This window comes from Natronosalvus rutilus, from assembly GCF_024204665.1.
In the GTDB taxonomy this organism is placed as follows: Archaea; Halobacteriota; Halobacteria; order Halobacteriales; family Natrialbaceae; genus Natronosalvus; species Natronosalvus rutilus.
In genome coordinates, this window is record NZ_CP100355.1 from 2,395,148 (window position 1) to 2,414,285 (window position 19,138).

Below are 19,138 nucleotides of genomic sequence, written 5' to 3' on the forward strand. Positions count from 1 at the left end.
TTCGCAGATCACCCCTCAGACTGTGCCACATTCGCGCCCTGTACTGAGCGTTTGACCTTCCGCGTTGATCCCTCTCAGCCCGTGCAACATTCGCGCCCTGGGCCTTGTTTAGACGCGTGAAATCAGCCGAGTTAGGTCGTGAGCGATTGTTCGATGTTTCTGACGGCAGCCTTTAGGACGAGTTCTCGGAACTGCCCAAACCACGTTCTTGCCTTAAGTGTTGAACCGAAACGCTTGCGCAACGCAAAAAATATCGATTCTGCGATAGACCGTTGATGGTAGGTTTTATCATCAATCCGAGCATTGTGTGCGGCGTCGAGCGAATAGAACTCACGATGCTTGATTACCGGTCTAATACCCTCACTTCGCAGCATCTGCCGAAGTTTATCCCAATCAAACCCTTTGTCAGCGACGACAGTTTCCACGGTACTGAGATTTCTTTTCAGGACTTGCCACGCAATTTGCGTGTCATGTGGTAGGTTCATCGAGCAGTGTATGTCGAGAATAGCTCGCGTAGAGCAGTCTACGAGAATAGTGGTTTTGACCGACTCAAACGTCCCTTTGACGCGTTTTGCGTAGTTATGACTCGACGAGCGATGAGCGATGCTAGTCGAGTCGATCGCCTGGACCTCTCCGGTATCGAATAGTTCCGCCGACAGCTGCAACAACATCCGCCAGACTGGCATCTTGAGCTCTTGTTTTCGAGCACAAACAGTCGTGAAGTCCGGCAGCTCATCCGGTAAAAGGCCGAGTTTGGCGACGATATCGGGCATTTCCCGGAGTACATCGAGCAACTGTCGATAGGAGTGATCGAGGTATTCACGAAGGCCGTGAATCGCCACGATCACCCAATCAGCGTAGCCATCTTTTCCTTTGCTGAGGGGTTCTTTCTGATCACTTCCGACAGCTTTTTGAGATAATTCGACGCATCGTTCGGTGAAGCGGGCCAGTCTGGAGTGCACATCCGACCGTGCTCGCTTCATTTCCTAGAAATCCCGACATAGAGGCAATATTACTAGCGCCTAAACACGGCCCGCGCCCTGTATTCAGCACGGTCACAGAAACCTATCATTCTTCGAGGGTTTCAATGGCCGAAGAACGTACTCTCGAGGGCCGATCAGACAGTCGCGCTCTCGTCGCTCGAGTCCGTCTCGAGTGCGGGTTGCGTCTCGTCGTCCTCGGCCGTCGATGGTTCGTTCGCATTCGCGTCGGACCCGGAATCGGACCTGGCGGCGTCGTCGGTACTCGGCCGTCGGCTGCTATCCACGACTGTCCCGTCCCCGATGACGTAGAGAAGCAACGTCTCGTCCTCGAGTCGTGTACTCACGAGGAGACACCACGGATCGCTCGAGATGACGCGCTCGCGCCACTCGCGACCGACGTTCCAGAGCGAGCGCTCCTGGACGTCGTGGTCGTGTTCGTGGTAGAACGAGACGACCGCGGGGTGCTCGAGGATGGCGAGGGTGACCGGGCAGCGAAGCGATGCTCCGCAGGCCTCACAATCGAAGGCCAGTTGGACGCGGTCTGGACCGTCGGCTTCGTCGTCGGCCGTTCCGGCTACGGGTTCGACATCCGCCGTCGTCGCGCCGCCACAATCGGGGCAGACGCCGTCGGCGAACGTCCGAATGCGGTGACGGTGATAGGAGTCGAGGGCCGCGGGTATCGAGTCCGGATCGCGGGTCACGTACCCGCTCGGCGGGAACGACAGTTCCAGAATCGGCGCCTCGCACGCCTGGCACACCACTCGAGAGACGTTGTCGGAGACGGTCGCGACCAGTTCGGTCTCCTCGCAGAACGGGCAGGGCTCGGGGAGAGCGATCGACTCGTGATCCACGCTGTCGGTGTAGGTGCCCGCCCGGATCGCCCGGCCGACCTCGCGGCCGGCGTAGGTGAGTTCGTACCGATCGTCCTCGCGCTGTCGGACGAACTCGCCGGTTAGCTGTCGGAGGTGGTAGGCGAACCCCGCCGACGTGTCGGTATCGCTCGCCTCAAATAGTTCGGAGAACGTGCACGGGCCGTCCGCGAGCAGGGTCCGGACGGTGCGCATCCGGATCTCGTTTCCGAGCGCCTGGAACGCGTCGCTGGGGGCTGGGCCGTCCTCAGCGGATCCGGTATCCATGTCACTGTTTGTGATACGAGCGGCCAAAACCCTGTCGGCGGCGGGGTGATCAGACGGTCAGAACTGGTAACGGCGTTCGTCGTCCAGTTGCGGGTAGTTGTTCGCGCCCGTCATCTCGTCGTAGGTCATCCCCGAAAGATACTCGTCGTAGGTCACGTCGTATCCCGACCGAAGCTGGAAGTCGAGCTTGCCCGTGTCGACCGTCGTCTGGAAGAGCATGTGAACCGCCCGGCGGAGGAGTTCGTCGGTCGATTCGGGCTCGAGCGCCGTCGCCAGCAATGCCAACTCGTTGCGGGTCTCGCGGTCGAGGGCCACGGTGCACTCCTCGCCCAGGTCGGCGTAGGTCGCTTCGATCTCGTCGGTCAGCGCGTCGAGGCTCATGGCTTGCACAACTCGAGGACGGTGCATAGACCTTTCGCGCTCGCCGCGAGCGAGCGAATCGCTAGCCGTAAGGCCGTCCGTTGGCAATCCAGGACAATGAGCGAGGACGCTGGATCGATCGACGCCGGAGACGGGCCCCTCGAGTCGACCACCCTCCCGACCGGAGACGACCTCGAGGACGTCCAGGAGGGACTGATCGCGTGGTACGAGGCCGATCACCGGGAGTACCCCTGGCGCGAGACCGACGATCCGTACGAGATTCACGTGAGCGAGGTGATGAGCCAGCAGACCCAGCTGGCTCGCGTCGTCGACGCCTGGGAGGCCTTTCTCGAGCGGTGGCCGACGACCGAAGCGCTCGCCGGGGCGGACCGCTCGGCCGTCGTCGGCTTCTGGTCGAGTCACAGCCTCGGCTACAACAACCGGGCGAAGTACCTCCACGAGGCCGCGACCCAGATCGAAGACGAGTTCGACGGCGCCTTCCCGGAGACGCCCGACGGCCTCCAAGAACTGATGGGCGTTGGCCCCTACACGGCCAACGCCGTCGCGAGTTTCGCGTTCAACGCCGGCGACGCCGTCGTCGACACGAACGTCAAGCGCGTCTGTTACCGCGCGTTCGACGTACCGGACGACGACGCGGCGTTCGAGACGGCGGCCAACCGGCTCATGCCCGAGGGTCGCTCGCGCGTCTGGAATAACGCAATCATGGAACTCGGTGCAGTTGCCTGCACCCAGCGACCCAGGTGCGACGAGGCTGGCTGTCCCTGGCGCGAGCACTGCAGCGCCTACGCGACGGGGGACTTCTCGGCACCCGACGTGCCGACACAGTCTGCCTTCGAGGGGAGTCGCCGCCAGTTCCGCGGGCGCATCGTCCGCACGCTCCGGGAGTACGACGAACTGGCCCTCGACACGCTCGGGCCGCGAATTCGCGTCGACTACACTCCCGACGGCGAGCACGGGCGCGAGTGGCTCGAGGGACTGCTGTCGGATCTGGCCGACGACGGACTCGTCGAACTAGCCGAAAGCGAGGAGGAGACGGTCGCCAGGCTGCGGGCGTAGTTGGAGCGCGCGTAGTTGGAACGTGATCGCACGCAGGTCGAGTCGACCTGTATGCAACCGGAACCGGATCGGCTACCTCTCGTTTCGCGTACGACCACATCGGCTACCCCTCGGTTCTCCTCACTCGAGCGGTGCGTGGGTCAGTCGATACCCTACGTTATCAGCGTCGTCGCCAGTACCCGCATCGCTCCCATCGGAAAGCTGGACGTCGACCACCTCGTAGAGTCGAATCCCCGACTCCATTCGCGTGACGACGGGGGTCTCGTAGTGGTCGGCCTCGTAGTCGAGGCCTGGCCCGTCCGTCCGCTGGCGCTCGCGGTCGACGAACGCCCGGTGGCGCTCGAGTCGGCGCTCGCCGATCGAGCGGGACCGATCCTGGACCTTCCGCACGCGATCATCGAACGCCGAGACGAACGCCGCCTCGAGTTCGTAGCCGATTGAGTGACGGCCGGCACACATCGCCGCCAGCGACGTCGTCCCCGTGCCCCAGAAGGGGTCCAGGACGGTGTCGCCGTAGGTTGAGTACATGCAACACAGCCGATAGGGAATCTCGAGGGGGTACGCCGCCGAGCGCTCGCGCAGGTCGTCGTCCGGCGAGTCGAGGGTCTGCAGTTCGCCGGTCACGTCCGACCAGAGGTCCGTGAACCAGCGGTTTCGCTCCTCCCAGAAGTAGGCTGCCTCGTAGCGGTCGTCGTCGCCCGGCGGGAACGACCGCCGGGAGTCCCCCTTCCGGAAGACGAGGATGTACTCGTGTTCGAGGGTAACGTAGGCGTTCGGCGGAATCATCCCGCTGCCCATGAACTTCGCGGCGCTGTTGGCGGGCTTGCGCCAGAGGATATCGGGGAGGGGATCGAACCCGCGGGCCTCGAACGCCTCGAGCACGCGGGCGTGGTTCGAGTAGACCCGGAAGCTGTCGTCGAGCGTCCGCGTCGCGTCCCCGACGTTGATACAGGCGATGCCGCCGTCGACGAGTACGCGCTCGAGTTCGTCCCACACCTGATCCAGCTGGACGTGCATCGCCTCGAACGCCTCGCGACCGTCCCCTCGCTCGAGGGCGTCGCCGACGGCCGGGTCGAGTTCAGCGAAGAGGTCGTCCCACATCTCGATCATCGGATAGGGCGGCGACGTCACGACGAGGTCGACCGACTCGTCCGCGACAGCAGCGAGGTCGCGGGCGTCGCCGGTCACGACGCGGTGGGTCGTCTCCATCGTGTGTCTGTGTCTCCGTCGCCCCCTTAGGTCTTCTCACCCGTCGTCGGCGAGGGTAGCAGTCTCCACCCGTCAGCTACGAGGTGAAACACAGAGGACCGGAACGGTGAGGTCGGAATGGCGAGTTCGACTCGAGACCATGACGCGGCGTGACTCGAGTTCCATCGGTGCACGGATCGGCGTTACGTGGTGACTCGAGTTCCAGCAGCGCGAGGTCCGGACACACAATACCTTTTGAAGTGAGAGAGGTGGAGGGGTACATCCTCCTCTACTCAGTATCCAGCTATGGACAGTTGCCACTCCAGGATTACGTATTGTCAGTTCAAAAACGACTCGAGAAGGCGACGGTGGTCGCCGTGGTTCGATTACTCTTCGTCTTCGTCTTCAGTTTCGCCTTCAGCTGTGGCTTCCGCTGCTTCTTCGTCTTCTCCCTCCTCGTCTTCGCCTTCCTCCGAGGCGTCCATCGACACCGCGTCGGTGGCCGGTTCGAACTCCTCAATCGGTTCCCACTCGTCTTCTGCGGCCCGGCGACGCCGCCAGGCCAGTGCCGCGACGACGGTCACGCCGAGTACCACGAGTTTCGAGAGCCAGCCACGGCCTCCAGACGATTCTGCGGCTTCCGATTCGTCCGCCTCCGTCTGCGGGTCCATCTCGGCGGCCGGGATGTCGATGTCGGAAAGCTCCTCTTTCACCTCGTCTCCCATCTCCGAATCGGGGAGTTCCGAGCGCCCGAACAAGTAGCCGATGGCCGCACCGGCGCCGAGCAAGAGTCCCGCCGCCGGAACCATCCGCTTCGACGACGAACCGCCTCCTTCGGCTTCATCGACTGCCTCGAGGATCGGGTCTCGCAATGGCGAGTCCATGCCGACGCCGATCGCTTCTTTGACGACGCGCTCCGAGAGGGGCGTCTCTTTGTCTGGCATAGTTCGACCATCCACACCCCGATAAATAGTTCTGTGCAATGTTTCAATTTGGGCCGCCACTCAGACGGGTGGTAGGACGTCCCTACCGAACAGACTGACGCAAAATGCTCGCGCTGGACGTCCTCGACGGGCTCGAGCCCGCAACTCATTTATCCAGTAACCATTCGCGAGACGCACCCTTCAAAACGGGGTCGCAATACCGAGGGCCTCGAGCGCCCCGAATCCACCGAACCCGTACCCGAAGACGAGCGCCGCTGGAATCGTACCGGCGACGACGGCTCGGACGAACGAGGTTCGGTGGACGACCTGGAGGCCGATCCACAGGAGGACGGTGCCGTACGCACAGACTGCGAGCCTGATCGCGGGTGCGGGAAGTCCGGCGACGAGACACGGCGCCGTCGCGTACGCGATCACCTGCACGGTCTGGCTGATGCCGGCGCGGTCGTCGACGACCACCAGGAGTAAGAGCGTTTGGACGGCCGAGACCATGTGCAACCCGAATGGGGCGACGAACAACACGAGCAGGCTAATCCAGAACAACCCCTCGAGGACGGGCGAGACGGGAATCGACGGGAAGTTGTCGGGGATCAGTAGATAGTGAGAAGTCGTGGCGATCAACACCACCGTCATCGCGAAGAGCAGGCCGGGCGCCTGGTCTCCCGGTGCGACCCCTACCCGGAAGAAGTTCCGAGGCCGGACCAGTACCTCGATCCACGCGCGAGCAAGTCCTCTCGGGCCGCGCTCGCGTCCACCGTGGGGGTCTTCGATCCACTGGGTCATGTCTCGATCCGCTGGGTTATCGGTCTCGGTTCGTCAGTCTCGTCGGTTTCGGTTCGTCGGTCAGTCTCGCCGGAGCGTGTGGCAGTGTCGACATCGGGCCTCGTAAGACTCGTCCGCACCGACGAGGATCGTCGGGTCGTCCACGTGGGCTGGCTCGCCGTTAACGAGCCGTTGATTGCGCGTCGCTGGCTCACCGCAGCAGGCACAGATCGCTCGGAACTTCTCGACGTACTCGGCGCAGGCGATCAATTGCGGAAGCGGGTGAAACGGTTCGCCGCGAAACGTCTGGTCCGTCCCGCTGACGATGACGCGCCGGCCATCGTCGGCCAGCCGTTCGCAGACGCCGACGAGCGCCTCCGTGAAGAAGTTGGCTTCGTCGAAGGCGACGACCTGCTCGCCGTTGAGGCCGTCGAACACGCGCTCGAGGTCGCTGTCAGGATCGATGGCGGTCGCCTCCCAGCGTCGCCCGTCGTGTGAGCCGACGTAGTCCTCGCCGTAGCGGTCGTCGAGCGCCGGGGTGAACACGGCGACCTCCTGGCCCGCGATTTCGGCCCGGCGGAGCCGTCGAAGCAGTTCCTCGGTCTTTCCGGAGAACATACTCCCCGTGACGACTTCGATCCACCCACTCTTCGTGATCGCGTGCATCGGATGAAAGCGGGGAAAGCCGAGGTTAAATCGGTTTCCAATTCCGTTCATCCGTCGTTCGGTCGCGCCGATCGCAGAACGTATCCCATAACGAAACCGGTCCGGTCCGTGTCGCCGGTATGAGCGTCATCCGCCAGCCCGGACGCTTCAGCCGCCACACTCGCCGCCGACTCGTCGGCGTCACGGCGGCGGGGGGTGCGGCGACGCTCGACACCGCCGCCGTCGGGCTCTGGTTTACCCTGATCGTCGTCGAATCGCGAACACCATCGACCGCACTCGCCGGACTGGGCATCCTCTTCTGTGGGGCGTTGCTCCGAACGGGTGTCTTCGGCGCGACGACGACCTCGATGTACGCCCTGCTCACGCCTCGTCGGATCGGGGTCGCACTCCTCTTCGTCGCCGCCTGGCCCACCTGGCTACTCGTTGCCGAACGAATCGGGAACCCCGAGGGACTCCTCGTCGCCGGACCCGTCCTGGCCGGCGTCGTAGCCGTCCAGATCCACCTCGAGCGACGGGTGTTCCGGCTCCCCGAATCGCGTCGCTGTCGAGTCACGTCGCTACTCTCGGGAGCGCTGATCGCGGCCGGCGCAACGACTCTGCTCGCATCGGCCTGGTTGACCAACTGGACGGTCCTCACGGAGCCACTCATGTTCGGGGCGACCACCGTCGTCTTCCGCATCGAGGCCTACCAGCTAGGCTTTCTCGTCTTCGGCGCCTTCGCGTTTCTCGCCCACCAGCGGCGGTTTCAGCTCGCGCTCGAGCCCTGATGGTCTCGAACTCGACTGTGGGTCAGGCGCCGACGTTCTGATCGCCTTCGAACGTTCCCGGGTCGGGTTCGATGGTCGCGTACTGCACGGCACGAACGCCGAGGGTCGCGACGCGCTCCTCGAGCGAGTCGTCCACGAACGACCCGTCCTGAATCGCACTGTGGGCGCGCGGAACGGCCACCTGGTGGGGTAACACCCACGCGTTGAGCGCTCGACAGACGGATCGCAGGTGCTCGAGCGTCGTCACGGGAAAGGAGCCGCCGGCGACCCCCACTAGCCCCACGGTCTTGTCCTCGAACTCCTCGAATCCGCAGTAGTCGAGGGCCGTTTTAAGGGGCGAGGAGTACGAGCCGTGGTACATCGGCGAGCCGAGGAGCACGGCGTCTGCGTCTCGAATGCGCGCGGCGATTGTCCCTGCATCACCCGCATCTTCGCGGTCGACGTCGGCGTCGTACAGGGGGAGGTCGTACTCTCGAAGGTCGACTAACCCCGTCTCCACGCCCGCGTCGGCCGACGCCTCGAGGGCTCGTTGGAGGGTAATTCGCGTGTAGCTCTCCTCGCGGAGACTGCCACAGACCGCCAGCACCTGGACGTCACTCATGCGGGCTATGACGCAGCGTCGTCCTAAAAAAGTGCGTTAGTCCGAACAGTTCTGAGCGGCTTAGCTCGAGATCGCCGCCTCGATGGCGGACTCCAGGTCCGCGATGATGTTGCCGGGGTCCTCGATACCGACCGAGAGTCGGACGAGGTCGTCGGTGACACCCGAGGCCTCCTTCTCCTCGGCGCTCAACTGCTGGTGGGTCGTACTCGCCGGGTGGATGATCAGCGTCTTCGCGTCGCCGACGTTGGCGAGCAGGCTCGCCAGTTCGGTCGACTCGACGGTCTCCCTGGCAGCCTCGTAGCCCGCCTCGAGACCGAAGGTGATCATGCCGCCGTAGCCCCCCTCGAGGTAGCGGGTCGCGTTCTCGTGGGTCTCGTGTGACTCGAGGCCGGGGTAGTTCACCCAGGAGACGGCCTCGTGGTCCTCGAGGAACTCCGCGACGGCCAGCGCGTTCTCGCAGTGGCGTTCCATCCGGAGAGGGAGGGTCTCGAGGCCTTGGATCGTCTGCCAGGCGTCGAAGGGCGACTGCTGGTTACCCAGGTCGCGCAGACCGCGAGCGATGGCCGCGTAGGTGAACGCCGCCTCGCCGAAGGTCTCCGCGAAGTTGACGCCGTGGTAGGCCGGGTTGTCCGCCGCGAGTTCGGGGTACTTCTCGGGATAGTCGGCCCACGGGAACGATCCGCCGTCGACGACGACGCCGCCGACGGTCGTCCCTGACCCGTGGAGCCACTTCGTCGTCGAGTTCCAGACGATGTCGGCGCCGTGCTCGAGTGGTCGACAGAGCGCCGGGGTCGCGAACGTGTTGTCGACCACCAGCGGAGCGCCGTTCTCGTGGGCGATTTCCGCGATGCGCTCGAGGTCGGGCGTGTCGAGGGCCGGGTTGCCGATCGCCTCGAGGTGGACGAAGGCCGTCTCCTCGTCGATCGCGTCCGCGTAGGCGTCGTAGTCGAGTGTGTCGACGAAACGCGTCGTGATCCCGCGGCGCTCGACGGAGTGGGTCAGGTAGGTGTAGGTCCCGCCGTACAGCGAGGAGGCGCTCACGATGTTGTCCCCGGCACTGGCGAGGAGGAACGTCGTGAGGTCGAACGCGGCCATCCCCGAACTCGTCACCGCAGCTCCAACCCCGCCCTCGAGGGCGGCCAGTCGCTCTTGGAGCGTCTCGAGGGTCGGGTTCATCAACCGCGAGTAGATGTACCCCGGCTCCTCGAGGGCGAACTGGGAGGCGGCGTCGTCGGCGTCGTCGAAGACGTACGACGTCGTCTGGTACAGCGGCGGGGCTCGCGCACCCGTCGTGGGGTCTGGTTCCTGTCCAGCGTGGACGGAATTCGTGGCGAACGATCGGTCTCGGTCGTCGCTCATACGATGATACAGCGTGGCTCGAGGCATTACCCTGCGCAGAGTGGCCAGTATTGCCGTCTTCAATGACAGGTCGGTCGGAACGGGGCTCGTAACCTACAGAAATCGATCCACCCGGTGAGACGCTTCTCGCCGTGTCGAGTACGTACACGGCCGCTGAGAGGACTATTGGCCTCGAACGCTTGTAAGTGCAAGTACAACGGCTACCGGTTTTGGAAGCAACTAGCCCACCGTGAACGACACCGATAATTCCGGGTCGGACACTCCTGACTCAGGGTCGAAGTCGGACACCCCTGGCACGGACCAGGAGGAGATCAACGAGGACGCCCGACTCCTGGGTAACGAACCCGACGCGGACGCGATCGACGAGCCGGTCACCGATAGCGAGCAGGAGGCTCGAGAGAGCTACTGGATGATCAAGGAGACGATCGCTATCGGCCTCATCTCCATCGTCGGGATTAGTCTGATTGCGTTCGGGGCGATGCAGGCCACCGGTCTCATCACGCTTCCCGGGTGGCTCGGAAACTCGCCGTTCGTCCACTGGTCCCTGTTTCTGGTCCTCGGCGTCGTCCTCGTGCTCGTCTTCGCCTGGAGTCAGTGGGGAACGACCGTCGGTCGGTAATCAAGGCAGGAATGTATATTGCAAAATGCAGTTTATAGATACGGGTTGGGAGCTAACGCGTGCAGATGATTTCTGCTTCGCATCCGTCTGCAGGACGCTGATTCAGGTCAGGAGTTAGGCGGCCAGTTGGCCCTCGATGATTTTCGTGGCCGGATCTCGAGTCAGATTATTCATAACCCCAGGAGATGCCGCGTTCCCAGTCGAGTGGTTTCAGGCAGTTTTGAGAAGCAGGCGATTCGAGCAAGTCTACGCCACCGGGATCGTCGACGCTTCGACGAACGCGAACCGAACTCCCAGCGTCATTGGGTCGTTCATCGCCCAAGGGCAATAGCGTCCCTCGCACTCGTTCGGTGTACTCGATTCGGCGCCGAAACCGGACCGAAACGGGGACGTCGAGTACCGTTCGCGAAAATTACGTTACGTACGCTGCCTATACCGCGCTCGAGTCGATACCGTTGATCTGAACGAACCCGTACGAGCAGTTAGGGCAGTGCCACTTCACCTTCTCGCCGAGATGCATGGTCGTACTCGCCGCCCGGTAGAACGTCTGTTCACCGCAGTCGGGACATTCGGCCTCGAGTTCCATCGTCATGCGCGTCGATTGCGTCTCGAACGAGTTTAACGTACTGATTCGCCGATGTACGATTCGCTCTCGATCCCGGCATGAACGATATAGTGATATATGGAATCGGGTGCGTGACTCTCGTTTCCTGCATCCCGCGGGCTCGAGTTCCCGGCGAGGCCCTCGTCAGCGACGGTGTGGAACCCGGCGGCGGCTCGCAGTACGCTCGTAGAACGGTTGATCCGCATCTCGAGGCAAGCGTTCGGCGAGGAAACTAAGACGTACCCGGCCGTTTGCTCGCGTACGATGCCGATTTACACCGGACGCGGCGACGACGGCGGCACGGACCTGCGGGACATGACGCGCGTGTCGAAGACGGATCCGCGGATCGAAGCCTACGGAACGGTCGACGAACTCAACGCGCTCCTGGGGACGATCCGACCGACGGGACACGCGGACGTCGACGAGCAGTTGCGGACGGTCCAGAATCACCTCCACGTCGTGCAAGCCGATTTCGCGAATCCCGACCCTGACCTCGACTCTGACGATAACGATGGCGACGGCGACCCCGTCATCACCCAGGATCACGTCACGACCATCGAAACGTGGATCGACGACCACGACGACGATCTCGAGCCCCTTCGCTCGTTCATCCTCCCTTCCGGCGGGGAGTCGGGAGCCAGGTTACACCACGCTCGAGCGGTTTGTCGACGCGCCGAACGGCGAGCGGTGGCGCTGGCGGACGCCGAGCCAGATGCTGTCAACGAGAGCGCGGTGCAGTACCTGAATCGGCTGTCAGATGGGTTGTTTACACTGGCTCGAGTGGTCAATCAGCGCGACGGCGAGGGCGAGGAGACCCCGACGTACTGAATTGATCCGTCCGTGAAAGGAACGCTTAAGTTTCGCCCGCGGATACCCTCGGTTGAGGGTTGGTGATCTAGTCCGGTTATGATACCTCCTTCACACGGAGGAAGTCGGCAGTTCAAATCTGCCCCAACCCATCAAATATATTATAACTTCCGAAGGACAATGTAGCGAAGCCCTTATGCGCTTTTCTGCTGAGAACGGATTTGATTTCATGAGGTCAGCAACTTTTTTCGTCCGAATCCGATGACAGAATCGACTCGCTCAGAAGGACACGTTAAGAACGAGCCATTTACTTTGTCCTACGGAACATTAACTGCCGCGGCCTTCTCGAGTATGAACAGTACATATGCCAAGCAGGATTCCCCATTTGCTGAGTGTAGCTACTTACGTAGCAACCGTGTTCAGCACCGCCCCCAAGAGGACTATCATCTCTAAAAACAATATCAGTCATGCTCTGCTGACAGTGTATCTGTATGTCTATGCACTCTCCATTTGCGCCCCTCATCTCGTCTGGAAGAGATAAACTGGTGATCCGCCCTTCTCCTTCCGTAGAAAACATCACAGTATACTCGGCAAGGCCACCATCCCACGATTGCTCAACGAGCGCTTCATCATCACCCTCAATCTCAAGAGCTTCCTGAAAGACGGTACTCCCCTCTCGGTCAAGTCGGACTGTGATAGTAACTGGCTCATTTTTCCAATTACCAATAATAATATTTCCCACTCGAATTCCAGATTTTGAACCGAAGGCCGTACAACCAGCCGTAGCTGAAAGAGCGACAGTCCCCAATACTTGCCGACGAGATACGGACGGTGCGTTCATATCAAACTCTAATAATTGGTGCACTATGAATATAACGTGTGATTGTTATGTGTGTTTCCTGTACTGAGCGCGTCTTTCGCAACCAGAACTGAATAAAGAAACCGTGTTACTATCTACTGTCAATAGAGCCAGATCAACCGCTATCCATCTCGAAGACCTCAGCACGGAGTTCTCGCTTTTCACCCTGCGTACGTGCGTCGTAGTGCTTCTCCAGCGTCTTCGTGCTGACATTCATTCGATCGGAAAGGAGTTCTTTGTTATGTCCTTTGTTCAACCACGCTGTGATGGCACTCCGGCGAAGAGCATGTGGGGGCACCGACGAGGGACATCGCTGAGCTTGCTCCATCGTCGTTGCTTCGCAAGTTTCGATATCGCGACCGTGGGGACATTCACCGGTGTAGTGACAGGGGCGCGTGAGTGCATTGATATTCGCACGAAGATTGGAGTTGACCGGGCGACCGTGTTGAGTAGTGAATAGCGGTTCACGTCCATATTCGTCCGTCACATCGTCTCTGTGCATCTTGACGTAATCATCCAGCACTTCACAGACCCAACCGTGGAGGTTTACCTCTTGTTCCGCTTTGGCCTTGTTCTTGAGCGGCGTGCCCTTATCGGGTCTGTGATGAACCTCAACATACTGATTATCAGAGTGGTAGTCCTGAAGATCGAGAGTTCGGATTGTTCCGAGACGGAAACCCGTGTCCCACAACACGGCAAACAATGCGTGACGGAGAGTTGCATACTCGAACTTCTCTAAATATGCAAAGATCTCCTCGGCAATGTCCGGCTCAATTTTGTCGTTTCGTGTCTCGTTATCAGGCTTAGGGAGAATCATATTCTCCGCCACGTTTGAGTCTACAACTTCCATGCTCTCTAACCAGCGCACGAACACGCGGATCACAGAGAGGTTGTTCTTAAGCGTAATTCATTGATATCATTGTTCTCTCGACGATGTATCTTGAAATCATGAACGTGGAATCCATCAAGTTCTGAAATATCATCCAGACCGGCCTTATCGGACCACTCCACGAATTGGTTTAGTGCGTATCTATGATTGCGATGGGTAGATCTCGCGACTTCGGGTTTCGTTCTTTAAGATACCGTTCGACTGCCTTGGTGACCGTCATATTTCGTGTCATTATCGGAATAAATCACCAGACAGTTTGGTTATTGAGGAAGTGGTTACCTTACCTCCCTTCTGCGGTACGCGAGCGCAGCGAGCGAGGAAGTCCGGCAGTTCAAATCTGCCCCAACCCACTAATTTTGCACCGAACGAATCCGTGAGGCGCAAATTCGTTACGCTGGGCAGTTTGAATTAGGCGAGATACGCGCAGCGAAGCGAGCACTTCTCGACGTGGTTCAAATCTGCCCAACCCACCACTTCCATTCCTGACGAACGGTGGAACTGTACTCTCCTGACTAGCAGATTCGTCATCTACCTCTCGAGTCGCGACCATCGTAGTCACGGTTGCCACTCGAGCCGTCACCAGTGATTGATAGGATGTGAATCGTCTCTCAGCGGCTGGGAACGGTTACGAACATGTGCGTGGGAACGCCCATGGAACCATTATCCAAATGACCGACAGGGAGATTCGAATGACGACACAGTCAGCTGACGAGATACCGTTCATGCAGCGGGTGTACGATCGAATATGGGTGCTCGCCATCCTCGCGTTCGCGTTTTTCCTGTTTGTCTACGTGATCTGGGGGGTAATCGACGTCTTTTCGGTTCCACTGGGGTGAACCATGACGTCACCAATCAAACCGCCCGAGGGCAACTGGTGGGATCAAAAGATCAACCGACGCGAGACGGTCTGGCTCGGACTCGGTGGAATCTGGTCGATCATCCTGTTCGGCTGGATGAGCGTCTGGACGCGAACGGGCGACCAGAACCCGACCGGCGAAACCTACGAGGTGTCGGCCGAGGAGTTCCGCGAGAAGATGGCCACCTACGAAGACGCGGCCGAAGAGACCGAGGACGGGCTCGTCCCCGACGGGACGGACGTGTACCTGGCTGGCATGCGATTCATGTGGGACGGCGCTCCAGTCGTCCTCGAGACCGGGGTGGAGTACGACATCCACCTCACTTCCTACGACGTCCAGCACGGATTTTCGCTGCGACCCGAAGCAAATCTGAGCAAGCAGATCAACCTGCAGGTGTTGCCGGGCTACGAGTGGGTCGTACCGATGGAGTTCGACGAGCCGGGCACCTACCACATCATCTGTAACGAGTTCTGTGGCCAGGGACACCGAACCATGCACGGGACGATCGTCGTTACGGAGGGGGTATAGATGCTGGGTCTCTTCGACAACGACTACGGCCCCGACGGATTTCGAACGTGCTCGGTGACGGGGCTGCGGATCCATCGTTCCGCCGAAAACCCCACCAAGCTCTTCGCCCTGACGGCAATCGTCGCGCTGCTCGTGGGCGGCATCTTCGCCTTCACCGTGGCGATGACGCGCTGGGAGTTCGTCGGATTGCTCGAGGCAGGTGACTTTTACACCCATCTGAGCATGCACGCGTGGAATCTGCTGATCTTCTGGATGATCTTCATGGAGATCGCCATCCTCTACGTGGGCGGGCCAATGGTTCTGGGTCGTCGACTGTCGATCCCGATCCTCGCCAAAGTCGGCTGGGCGACGATGGTGCTCGGCGCGGTGGCGGTCAACTACGGCATCTGGACGACGACCGCGCCGAACGAAGCACCGTTGCTGACGGCGTACGTCCCCAACCCATCAGAGCCGCTCTTCTACGCGGGTGTGATCGTCTTCCTGCTGGGGGCGACCGTCGCGGCCCTTCCGTTTTTCGCTACGCTCTGGGTCGAGAAGCGCGAGAATGCGGGCCAGACGCTCCCGCTCGTGACGTTCGCGGCGTTCACTACCGCGGTCATCGCCGTCGAGGCGATCCTCGGCGGTCTCGCCGCGTTCAGTTACGCGTTCCTCTGGCGAATGGAGATCATCGCCTCGGTCGACGCCGCGATCTACCGTCAGCTGTACTGGATCGCCGGCCACGGGACCCAGCAGATCAACCTCGTGGCGATGATCGCCGTCTGGTACTTCCTGACCCACGTCGTTGGCGGAGCCGAGGTCGTCAGCGAGAAGGTCTCGCGGACGGCGTTCATCCTGTACCTGTTCTTCATCAACCTGGGGGCCGCTCACCACCTGCTGTCCGATCCCGCAGTCTCGACCGGGTGGCGCATCTTCAACACCTCCTACGCGTTCTACGGGGCGACGTTCGCCAGCCTGATTCACGCCTTCGCGATCCCCGCGGGTATCGAGGCCGGACGACGCAGGCGCGGACTGGGTGGCGGGCTGTTCGGCTGGCTCACCGGCGCGCCCTGGCGCAACCCGATGTTCTCGGCAACGATCTTCTCGATCATCCTGTTCGGGTTCCTCGGGGGGATCACCGGCGTCATCATGGGGCAGCTCCAGCTCAACATGACCTGGCACAACACGCTCGCCACGGTCGGTCACTTCCACGCAACCGTCGTACTCGGCACGACGGTCGCCTTCATGGGGCTGACGTACTTCGTCATCCGGACGCTGTTCATGCGCCAGTTCATCTCGCCGAAACTGGCCTCAGTCCAGCCGTACCTCTACTCGGGCGCGATGGCGATCGCGACGCTGATGCTGATGTACGTCGGGATCCTCTACGGCGTCCCCCGTCGAACGACTGAGGTCGTCGAGAACATCCCCGGGACCGAATTCAGCCTGAGCGCGGCGGGACCGCTATTCAGCGTCTTTGGCGTGTTCGCCCTGCTGGCGATTGCCGGTGGTGTCCTGTTTCTGGTGCTCGCCGTCGGCTCCGTCCTGTTCGGCAAGCGCATCGAGCCTGGCGACAACGACGACATCACGCCCGACGGTGGCCTCGCAGCCGACGGCGGCGAGTCCGTTCACCACTACGAGATGCGCGGGACGTTCGTCCTGTGTCTCGTCTTCCTGACGGCGTTCGTGATCACGTACCTCCTCAACTGGTACCTGCTCAGCCAACTCTGGAAGATCGGCCTGTAACCGTTTTCCACCTGCAACCTTCGTCTCTCAACCACCTCCACAACACCACGATATCCAACAATGACCGACCGTACGTCATCATCCGTGTACTCGTTCGCCAGCGGTCTGTGCAGACGGACCTGGAACGACGTCCTGAGCGTCTACTATGCCAACACCCCTATCTGGCGAGTGCTGAAGAGCGTCGGCCTGCTGTTTTTCGGGTTCTTCTGCTGGTCGGCCTCGAATCTGTTGCTCTCGTATCGCCCTTCCTGGTCGTTCCTGTATTTCGTTGCGGCCTACGGATTCGCACTCATCGTCTGGGGGCCGCTGACGCACCTGGCCTTGCTCCCGTGGGTGATCCGGCTCCGCCGTACGGCGAACCACCCCCTGACGCGGACGGTCGCTCGCAAAGGATCGATGCTCAACCTCTCGATCTTCCTGACGATCGTCCTCGTCCTCGGGATAGCTCCAATATCCCCCATGCTGCTCGACTTCGGGACGCTCGTCGACGACGGAACGGGAAGCCCGGACGTCGACCCCGACCTCGAGTGTACCGTCGTCGACGAACTCGTCGAGTGCTCGCTGTCGGATCCTTCGGGGATCGACCACGTGGTCGTCACGTCCGGCGAGGTACACGTCAAAACCGTCGAGGAACCGCCGTACGATTTCGAGATCCGGCGGTCCAATCTCGAGACGGTCCTCGGTCAGAAGCAGTTCACCGTCGAACTTCGCGACGAGGATGGCGCCACGCTGCGGCGGTACAAACGGACGGTTCCGACAGACGGCGAGTGATCGCCAGACGAGACGCCCGACGTGCGCTCATTCGTCACTCGTGAACGACCCTTCACAGCAAATCGAACCCGCAGCGGGAGCGAGCCCAACGACCAGGGTCGTTGCCAGTTCCTCGATGACGCGCCGCTGTGCCGCGGTCAGCGTCCCGCACTGCTCGAACGTCCGGTAGGCGGTCTCAACCTGCTCGAGTTCCACCGCTTCGACGTATGCCCACCACTCCTCGGGCGAACAGTTCGCCGCCGGAATCGATCGACCCTCGTCTGTCGACGCCATACCGACGAGAATGCGGAACGACGGTCCAAACCATTTCGGCGAACGTGTTCGGCCTGATGTCAAGGTTCTATACCGTCCATCTCGTGAGGGGAACCAATGAGCACGGCGATCAAAGCCCGGTGGGCGCGTAGATTCGTCGCGGTCGGCATCGTGTGGTTCGTGAGCTGGCAGCTCGCAACCGTCGGTGGTGCGGGCCGTCGCGTCGGGGTCGCGCTCGGACTGTACGGCTTCGTCTTCCACGTCGTCTTCGGCAAGGGGTACAGCCTGCTGCCGTCCTATTTCGATCGAACGCTCGCGTTCCCGAGGGCACCCGCCGTCCACCTGCCCCTGGCTGCCGTCGGCACGGGCTGTCTCGCCCTCGGTGCGGCCTCGAGCGGCGGAATGGACCTCGGCGTCGGTCCACTGTCCACGGCGACGGGTGAGACGCTGACCGGAATCGGCGCCTCCCTCTGGCTCGCGGGGTGTCTGGTCTTCGTCGGCACGATCGGGTGGACGATCCGTGACAACCTCTCGGGGCACGAAACCGGGACCGGAGACGCGAACGCCGACCGGCGGTGGGTCGACCGCTACGCGAACGCGTTCGTCCCCGTCGTCGCACTATACGTCCTCGCGGGGGCGACGATCTCCGTCCTGGAGTGGCTCGAGTTCGACCAGTCCCTCGTCGCGGGCGGGCCACCGGTGACGCACCTCCTCGCGGCAGGTGGGGCTGCCCTGTTGTTATTCGCCGTAGGGTTTCGACTCCTCCCGCGATTTCTGGTCGTCTCGCCCCGGACGTGGCTCGTCGCCCTCGTCCTGCCAGCCGGCGCGCTCGGTCCGGCGCTCCTGGCGGGGGACTTCCTCGGCGACTCGCTCTTTCTCGCCGGCGCAGTGCTCGAGGCGACCGCCCTGGTCGGGTTCGCGCTCGCCTACGTCGACATGTTCTCCCGGAGCGACCGTCGTCGGGTGGGGTTCTACGCCGTCACCCTCGGCGTCCTCAGCGGGGCCGGCGTGGCCCTCCTCGGTTTGAGTTTCGCCACCGACTGGTTCGGCATCCCCGGCAATCCCTTCGACGCGCACTACCGGCTGGCGCTCGTCGGGTTGCTCGGCCTGTCCGTCGTCGGCGTGACCTACCAGTTTTACCCGCCGGCTGTCGCCTCGAGCTCCCTCGTCGACGATCGGACTGCCAGCCTCTCGATCGCGCTGCTCGCCGGCGGTCTCCTCGTCGAAGTCAGTGGCCTGCTCCGCTCGGCTCCAGTGGTTGAGCACGGTGGTCGCCTCGTCGTTCTCGCCGGCTCGGTCGTGTACGCGACCGTCGTGTTCGCGGTGTTCCTCGAGCGACGAGGGAAGTGACCGGCGGGCAGCCCCGTTCGTCACGAACATATTCGGAGCCGGA

The 19,138-nt window shown here is 61.8% G+C and carries 22 protein-coding genes and 1 tRNA gene; 10 read left to right on the forward strand and 13 right to left on the reverse strand.

Going from position 1 to position 19,138, the window contains the following annotated elements; translation table 11 throughout:
* Nucleotides 1-131: 131 nt before the first annotated feature.
* The 3 genes from NGM29_RS11495 to NGM29_RS11505 form a co-directional block, all read right to left on the reverse strand.
* Entirely contained in the window at nt 132-962 is an 831-nt protein-coding gene (locus NGM29_RS11495) for an IS5 family transposase (protein WP_254160484.1), read from the reverse strand.
* A 155-nt stretch (nt 963-1,117) separates the two neighbouring features.
* Nucleotides 1,118-2,119 carry an ArsR/SmtB family transcription factor gene (locus tag NGM29_RS11500; protein WP_254156330.1) on the reverse strand — a complete coding sequence of 334 codons (1,002 nt, stop codon included), beginning with the start codon at nt 2,117-2,119 and terminating at the stop codon, nt 1,118-1,120.
* A 57-nt stretch (nt 2,120-2,176) separates the two neighbouring features.
* Nucleotides 2,177-2,500: a ribbon-helix-helix protein gene (locus NGM29_RS11505; RefSeq protein ID WP_254156331.1), complete on the reverse strand. Its 324-nt coding sequence runs from the start codon at nt 2,498-2,500 to the stop codon at nt 2,177-2,179.
* A 96-nt stretch (nt 2,501-2,596) separates the two neighbouring features.
* Between NGM29_RS11505 and NGM29_RS11510 the strand changes: the two genes are divergently transcribed.
* Nucleotides 2,597-3,556, forward strand: coding sequence for an HhH-GPD family protein (locus tag NGM29_RS11510; protein ID WP_254156332.1), 960 nt, complete (start codon nt 2,597-2,599; stop codon nt 3,554-3,556).
* Between the two features lie 120 nt (nt 3,557-3,676).
* On the opposite strand, the gene NGM29_RS11515 is transcribed toward NGM29_RS11510, so the two are convergent.
* The 4 genes from NGM29_RS11515 to NGM29_RS11530 form a co-directional block, all read right to left on the reverse strand.
* Nucleotides 3,677-4,765 carry a DNA-methyltransferase gene (locus NGM29_RS11515; protein WP_254156333.1) on the reverse strand — a complete coding sequence of 363 codons (1,089 nt, stop codon included), beginning with the start codon at nt 4,763-4,765 and terminating at the stop codon, nt 3,677-3,679.
* A gap of 365 nt (nt 4,766-5,130) precedes the next feature.
* Complete coding sequence (locus tag NGM29_RS11520; RefSeq protein WP_254156334.1) at nt 5,131-5,688, reverse strand: hypothetical protein; 558 nt, start codon at nt 5,686-5,688, stop codon at nt 5,131-5,133.
* Nucleotides 5,689-5,868: 180 nt separating this feature from the next.
* Complete coding sequence (locus NGM29_RS11525) at nt 5,869-6,468, reverse strand: YIP1 family protein (RefSeq protein ID WP_254156336.1); 600 nt, start codon at nt 6,466-6,468, stop codon at nt 5,869-5,871.
* Nucleotides 6,469-6,528: 60 nt separating this feature from the next.
* A complete protein-coding gene (locus NGM29_RS11530) occupies nt 6,529-7,113 on the reverse strand; it encodes a thymidine kinase (RefSeq protein ID WP_254156338.1) in 585 nt (194 codons plus the stop codon).
* A 119-nt stretch (nt 7,114-7,232) separates the two neighbouring features.
* On the opposite strand from NGM29_RS11530, the gene NGM29_RS11535 reads away from it, so the two are divergent.
* Entirely contained in the window at nt 7,233-7,880 is a 648-nt protein-coding gene (locus NGM29_RS11535; protein ID WP_254156340.1) for a hypothetical protein, read from the forward strand.
* 22 nt (nt 7,881-7,902) lie between these two features.
* Here NGM29_RS11535 and NGM29_RS11540 read toward each other — a convergent pair whose 3' ends face one another.
* Complete coding sequence (locus NGM29_RS11540) at nt 7,903-8,481, reverse strand: NADPH-dependent FMN reductase (RefSeq protein ID WP_254156341.1); 579 nt, start codon at nt 8,479-8,481, stop codon at nt 7,903-7,905.
* A gap of 60 nt (nt 8,482-8,541) precedes the next feature.
* Nucleotides 8,542-9,840 carry an O-acetylhomoserine aminocarboxypropyltransferase/cysteine synthase family protein gene (locus NGM29_RS11545; RefSeq protein WP_254156343.1) on the reverse strand — a complete coding sequence of 433 codons (1,299 nt, stop codon included), beginning with the start codon at nt 9,838-9,840 and terminating at the stop codon, nt 8,542-8,544.
* A 229-nt stretch (nt 9,841-10,069) separates the two neighbouring features.
* Here NGM29_RS11545 and NGM29_RS11550 point away from each other — a divergent pair, with 229 nt between their 5' ends.
* Nucleotides 10,070-10,459: a hypothetical protein gene (locus tag NGM29_RS11550; RefSeq protein WP_254156345.1), complete on the forward strand. Its 390-nt coding sequence runs from the start codon at nt 10,070-10,072 to the stop codon at nt 10,457-10,459.
* Nucleotides 10,460-10,889: 430 nt separating this feature from the next.
* Here NGM29_RS11550 and NGM29_RS11555 read toward each other — a convergent pair whose 3' ends face one another.
* Entirely contained in the window at nt 10,890-11,051 is a 162-nt protein-coding gene (locus tag NGM29_RS11555) for a DUF7838 family putative zinc beta-ribbon protein (RefSeq protein ID WP_254156347.1), read from the reverse strand.
* Nucleotides 11,052-11,327: 276 nt separating this feature from the next.
* On the opposite strand from NGM29_RS11555, the gene NGM29_RS11560 reads away from it, so the two are divergent.
* Both NGM29_RS11560 and NGM29_RS11565 read left to right on the forward strand, forming a co-directional pair.
* Nucleotides 11,328-11,891, forward strand: a complete 564-nt coding sequence (locus tag NGM29_RS11560) for a cob(I)yrinic acid a,c-diamide adenosyltransferase (protein WP_254156349.1) — start codon at nt 11,328-11,330, stop codon at nt 11,889-11,891.
* 56 nt (nt 11,892-11,947) lie between these two features.
* Nucleotides 11,948-12,022, forward strand: a tRNA-Val gene (locus NGM29_RS11565).
* 155 nt (nt 12,023-12,177) lie between these two features.
* Here the strand turns inward: NGM29_RS11565 and NGM29_RS11570 are convergent.
* Nucleotides 12,178-12,711, reverse strand: a complete 534-nt coding sequence (locus NGM29_RS11570) for a hypothetical protein (RefSeq protein ID WP_254156351.1) — start codon at nt 12,709-12,711, stop codon at nt 12,178-12,180.
* Between the two features lie 133 nt (nt 12,712-12,844).
* Nucleotides 12,845-13,579: a tyrosine-type recombinase/integrase gene (locus NGM29_RS11575; RefSeq protein ID WP_254156354.1), complete on the reverse strand. Its 735-nt coding sequence runs from the start codon at nt 13,577-13,579 to the stop codon at nt 12,845-12,847.
* Nucleotides 13,580-14,307: 728 nt separating this feature from the next.
* Between NGM29_RS11575 and NGM29_RS11580 the strand changes: the two genes are divergently transcribed.
* Genes NGM29_RS11580 through NGM29_RS11595 form a run of 4 tightly spaced genes read left to right on the forward strand, consistent with a single transcriptional unit; the run spans nt 14,308 to nt 17,493 of the window.
* Nucleotides 14,308-14,454, forward strand: a complete 147-nt coding sequence (locus tag NGM29_RS11580) for a hypothetical protein (protein WP_254156355.1) — start codon at nt 14,308-14,310, stop codon at nt 14,452-14,454.
* 3 nt (nt 14,455-14,457) lie between these two features.
* Nucleotides 14,458-15,003: a cupredoxin domain-containing protein gene (locus NGM29_RS11585; RefSeq protein WP_254156356.1), complete on the forward strand. Its 546-nt coding sequence runs from the start codon at nt 14,458-14,460 to the stop codon at nt 15,001-15,003.
* Nucleotides 15,004-16,722, forward strand: coding sequence for a cytochrome c oxidase subunit I (locus tag NGM29_RS11590; RefSeq protein WP_254156357.1), 1,719 nt, complete (start codon nt 15,004-15,006; stop codon nt 16,720-16,722). It begins immediately after the preceding gene.
* A 60-nt stretch (nt 16,723-16,782) separates the two neighbouring features.
* The gene (locus tag NGM29_RS11595; RefSeq protein WP_254156358.1) at nt 16,783-17,493 is read left to right on the forward strand and encodes a hypothetical protein; all 711 of its coding nucleotides are present in this window, start codon (nt 16,783-16,785) and stop codon (nt 17,491-17,493) included.
* Nucleotides 17,494-17,520: 27 nt separating this feature from the next.
* Here the strand turns inward: NGM29_RS11595 and NGM29_RS11600 are convergent, their stop codons facing one another.
* Nucleotides 17,521-17,766, reverse strand: a complete 246-nt coding sequence (locus NGM29_RS11600; RefSeq protein ID WP_254156359.1) for a hypothetical protein — start codon at nt 17,764-17,766, stop codon at nt 17,521-17,523.
* A gap of 96 nt (nt 17,767-17,862) precedes the next feature.
* Between NGM29_RS11600 and NGM29_RS11605 the strand changes: the two genes are divergently transcribed.
* The gene (locus tag NGM29_RS11605; RefSeq protein WP_254156361.1) at nt 17,863-19,095 is read left to right on the forward strand and encodes a hypothetical protein; all 1,233 of its coding nucleotides are present in this window, start codon (nt 17,863-17,865) and stop codon (nt 19,093-19,095) included.
* Nucleotides 19,096-19,138 lie beyond the last annotated feature (43 nt).

Bases quoted from the DNA above. Each gene is read 5' to 3' on its own strand.
- NGM29_RS11500 (WP_254156330.1), bottom strand. From the start codon at position 2,119: ATGGATACCGGATCCGCTGAGGACGGCCCAGCCCCCAGCGACGCGTTC.
- NGM29_RS11505 (WP_254156331.1), bottom strand. From the start codon at position 2,500: ATGAGCCTCGACGCGCTGACCGACGAGATCGAAGCGACCTACGCCGAC.
- NGM29_RS11510 (WP_254156332.1), top strand. From the start codon at position 2,597: ATGAGCGAGGACGCTGGATCGATCGACGCCGGAGACGGGCCCCTCGAG.
- NGM29_RS11515 (WP_254156333.1), bottom strand. From the start codon at position 4,765: ATGGAGACGACCCACCGCGTCGTGACCGGCGACGCCCGCGACCTCGCT.
- NGM29_RS11520 (WP_254156334.1), bottom strand. From the start codon at position 5,688: ATGCCAGACAAAGAGACGCCCCTCTCGGAGCGCGTCGTCAAAGAAGCG.
- NGM29_RS11525 (WP_254156336.1), bottom strand. From the start codon at position 6,468: ATGACCCAGTGGATCGAAGACCCCCACGGTGGACGCGAGCGCGGCCCG.
- NGM29_RS11530 (WP_254156338.1), bottom strand. From the start codon at position 7,113: ATGCACGCGATCACGAAGAGTGGGTGGATCGAAGTCGTCACGGGGAGT.
- NGM29_RS11535 (WP_254156340.1), top strand. From the start codon at position 7,233: ATGAGCGTCATCCGCCAGCCCGGACGCTTCAGCCGCCACACTCGCCGC.
- NGM29_RS11540 (WP_254156341.1), bottom strand. From the start codon at position 8,481: ATGAGTGACGTCCAGGTGCTGGCGGTCTGTGGCAGTCTCCGCGAGGAG.
- NGM29_RS11545 (WP_254156343.1), bottom strand. From the start codon at position 9,840: ATGAGCGACGACCGAGACCGATCGTTCGCCACGAATTCCGTCCACGCT.
- NGM29_RS11555 (WP_254156347.1), bottom strand. From the start codon at position 11,051: ATGACGATGGAACTCGAGGCCGAATGTCCCGACTGCGGTGAACAGACG.
- NGM29_RS11560 (WP_254156349.1), top strand. From the start codon at position 11,328: ATGCCGATTTACACCGGACGCGGCGACGACGGCGGCACGGACCTGCGG.
- NGM29_RS11570 (WP_254156351.1), bottom strand. From the start codon at position 12,711: ATGAACGCACCGTCCGTATCTCGTCGGCAAGTATTGGGGACTGTCGCT.
- NGM29_RS11575 (WP_254156354.1), bottom strand. From the start codon at position 13,579: ATGGAAGTTGTAGACTCAAACGTGGCGGAGAATATGATTCTCCCTAAG.
- NGM29_RS11580 (WP_254156355.1), top strand. From the start codon at position 14,308: ATGACGACACAGTCAGCTGACGAGATACCGTTCATGCAGCGGGTGTAC.
- NGM29_RS11585 (WP_254156356.1), top strand. From the start codon at position 14,458: ATGACGTCACCAATCAAACCGCCCGAGGGCAACTGGTGGGATCAAAAG.
- NGM29_RS11590 (WP_254156357.1), top strand. From the start codon at position 15,004: ATGCTGGGTCTCTTCGACAACGACTACGGCCCCGACGGATTTCGAACG.
- NGM29_RS11595 (WP_254156358.1), top strand. From the start codon at position 16,783: ATGACCGACCGTACGTCATCATCCGTGTACTCGTTCGCCAGCGGTCTG.
- NGM29_RS11600 (WP_254156359.1), bottom strand. From the start codon at position 17,766: ATGGCGTCGACAGACGAGGGTCGATCGATTCCGGCGGCGAACTGTTCG.
- NGM29_RS11605 (WP_254156361.1), top strand. From the start codon at position 17,863: ATGAGCACGGCGATCAAAGCCCGGTGGGCGCGTAGATTCGTCGCGGTC.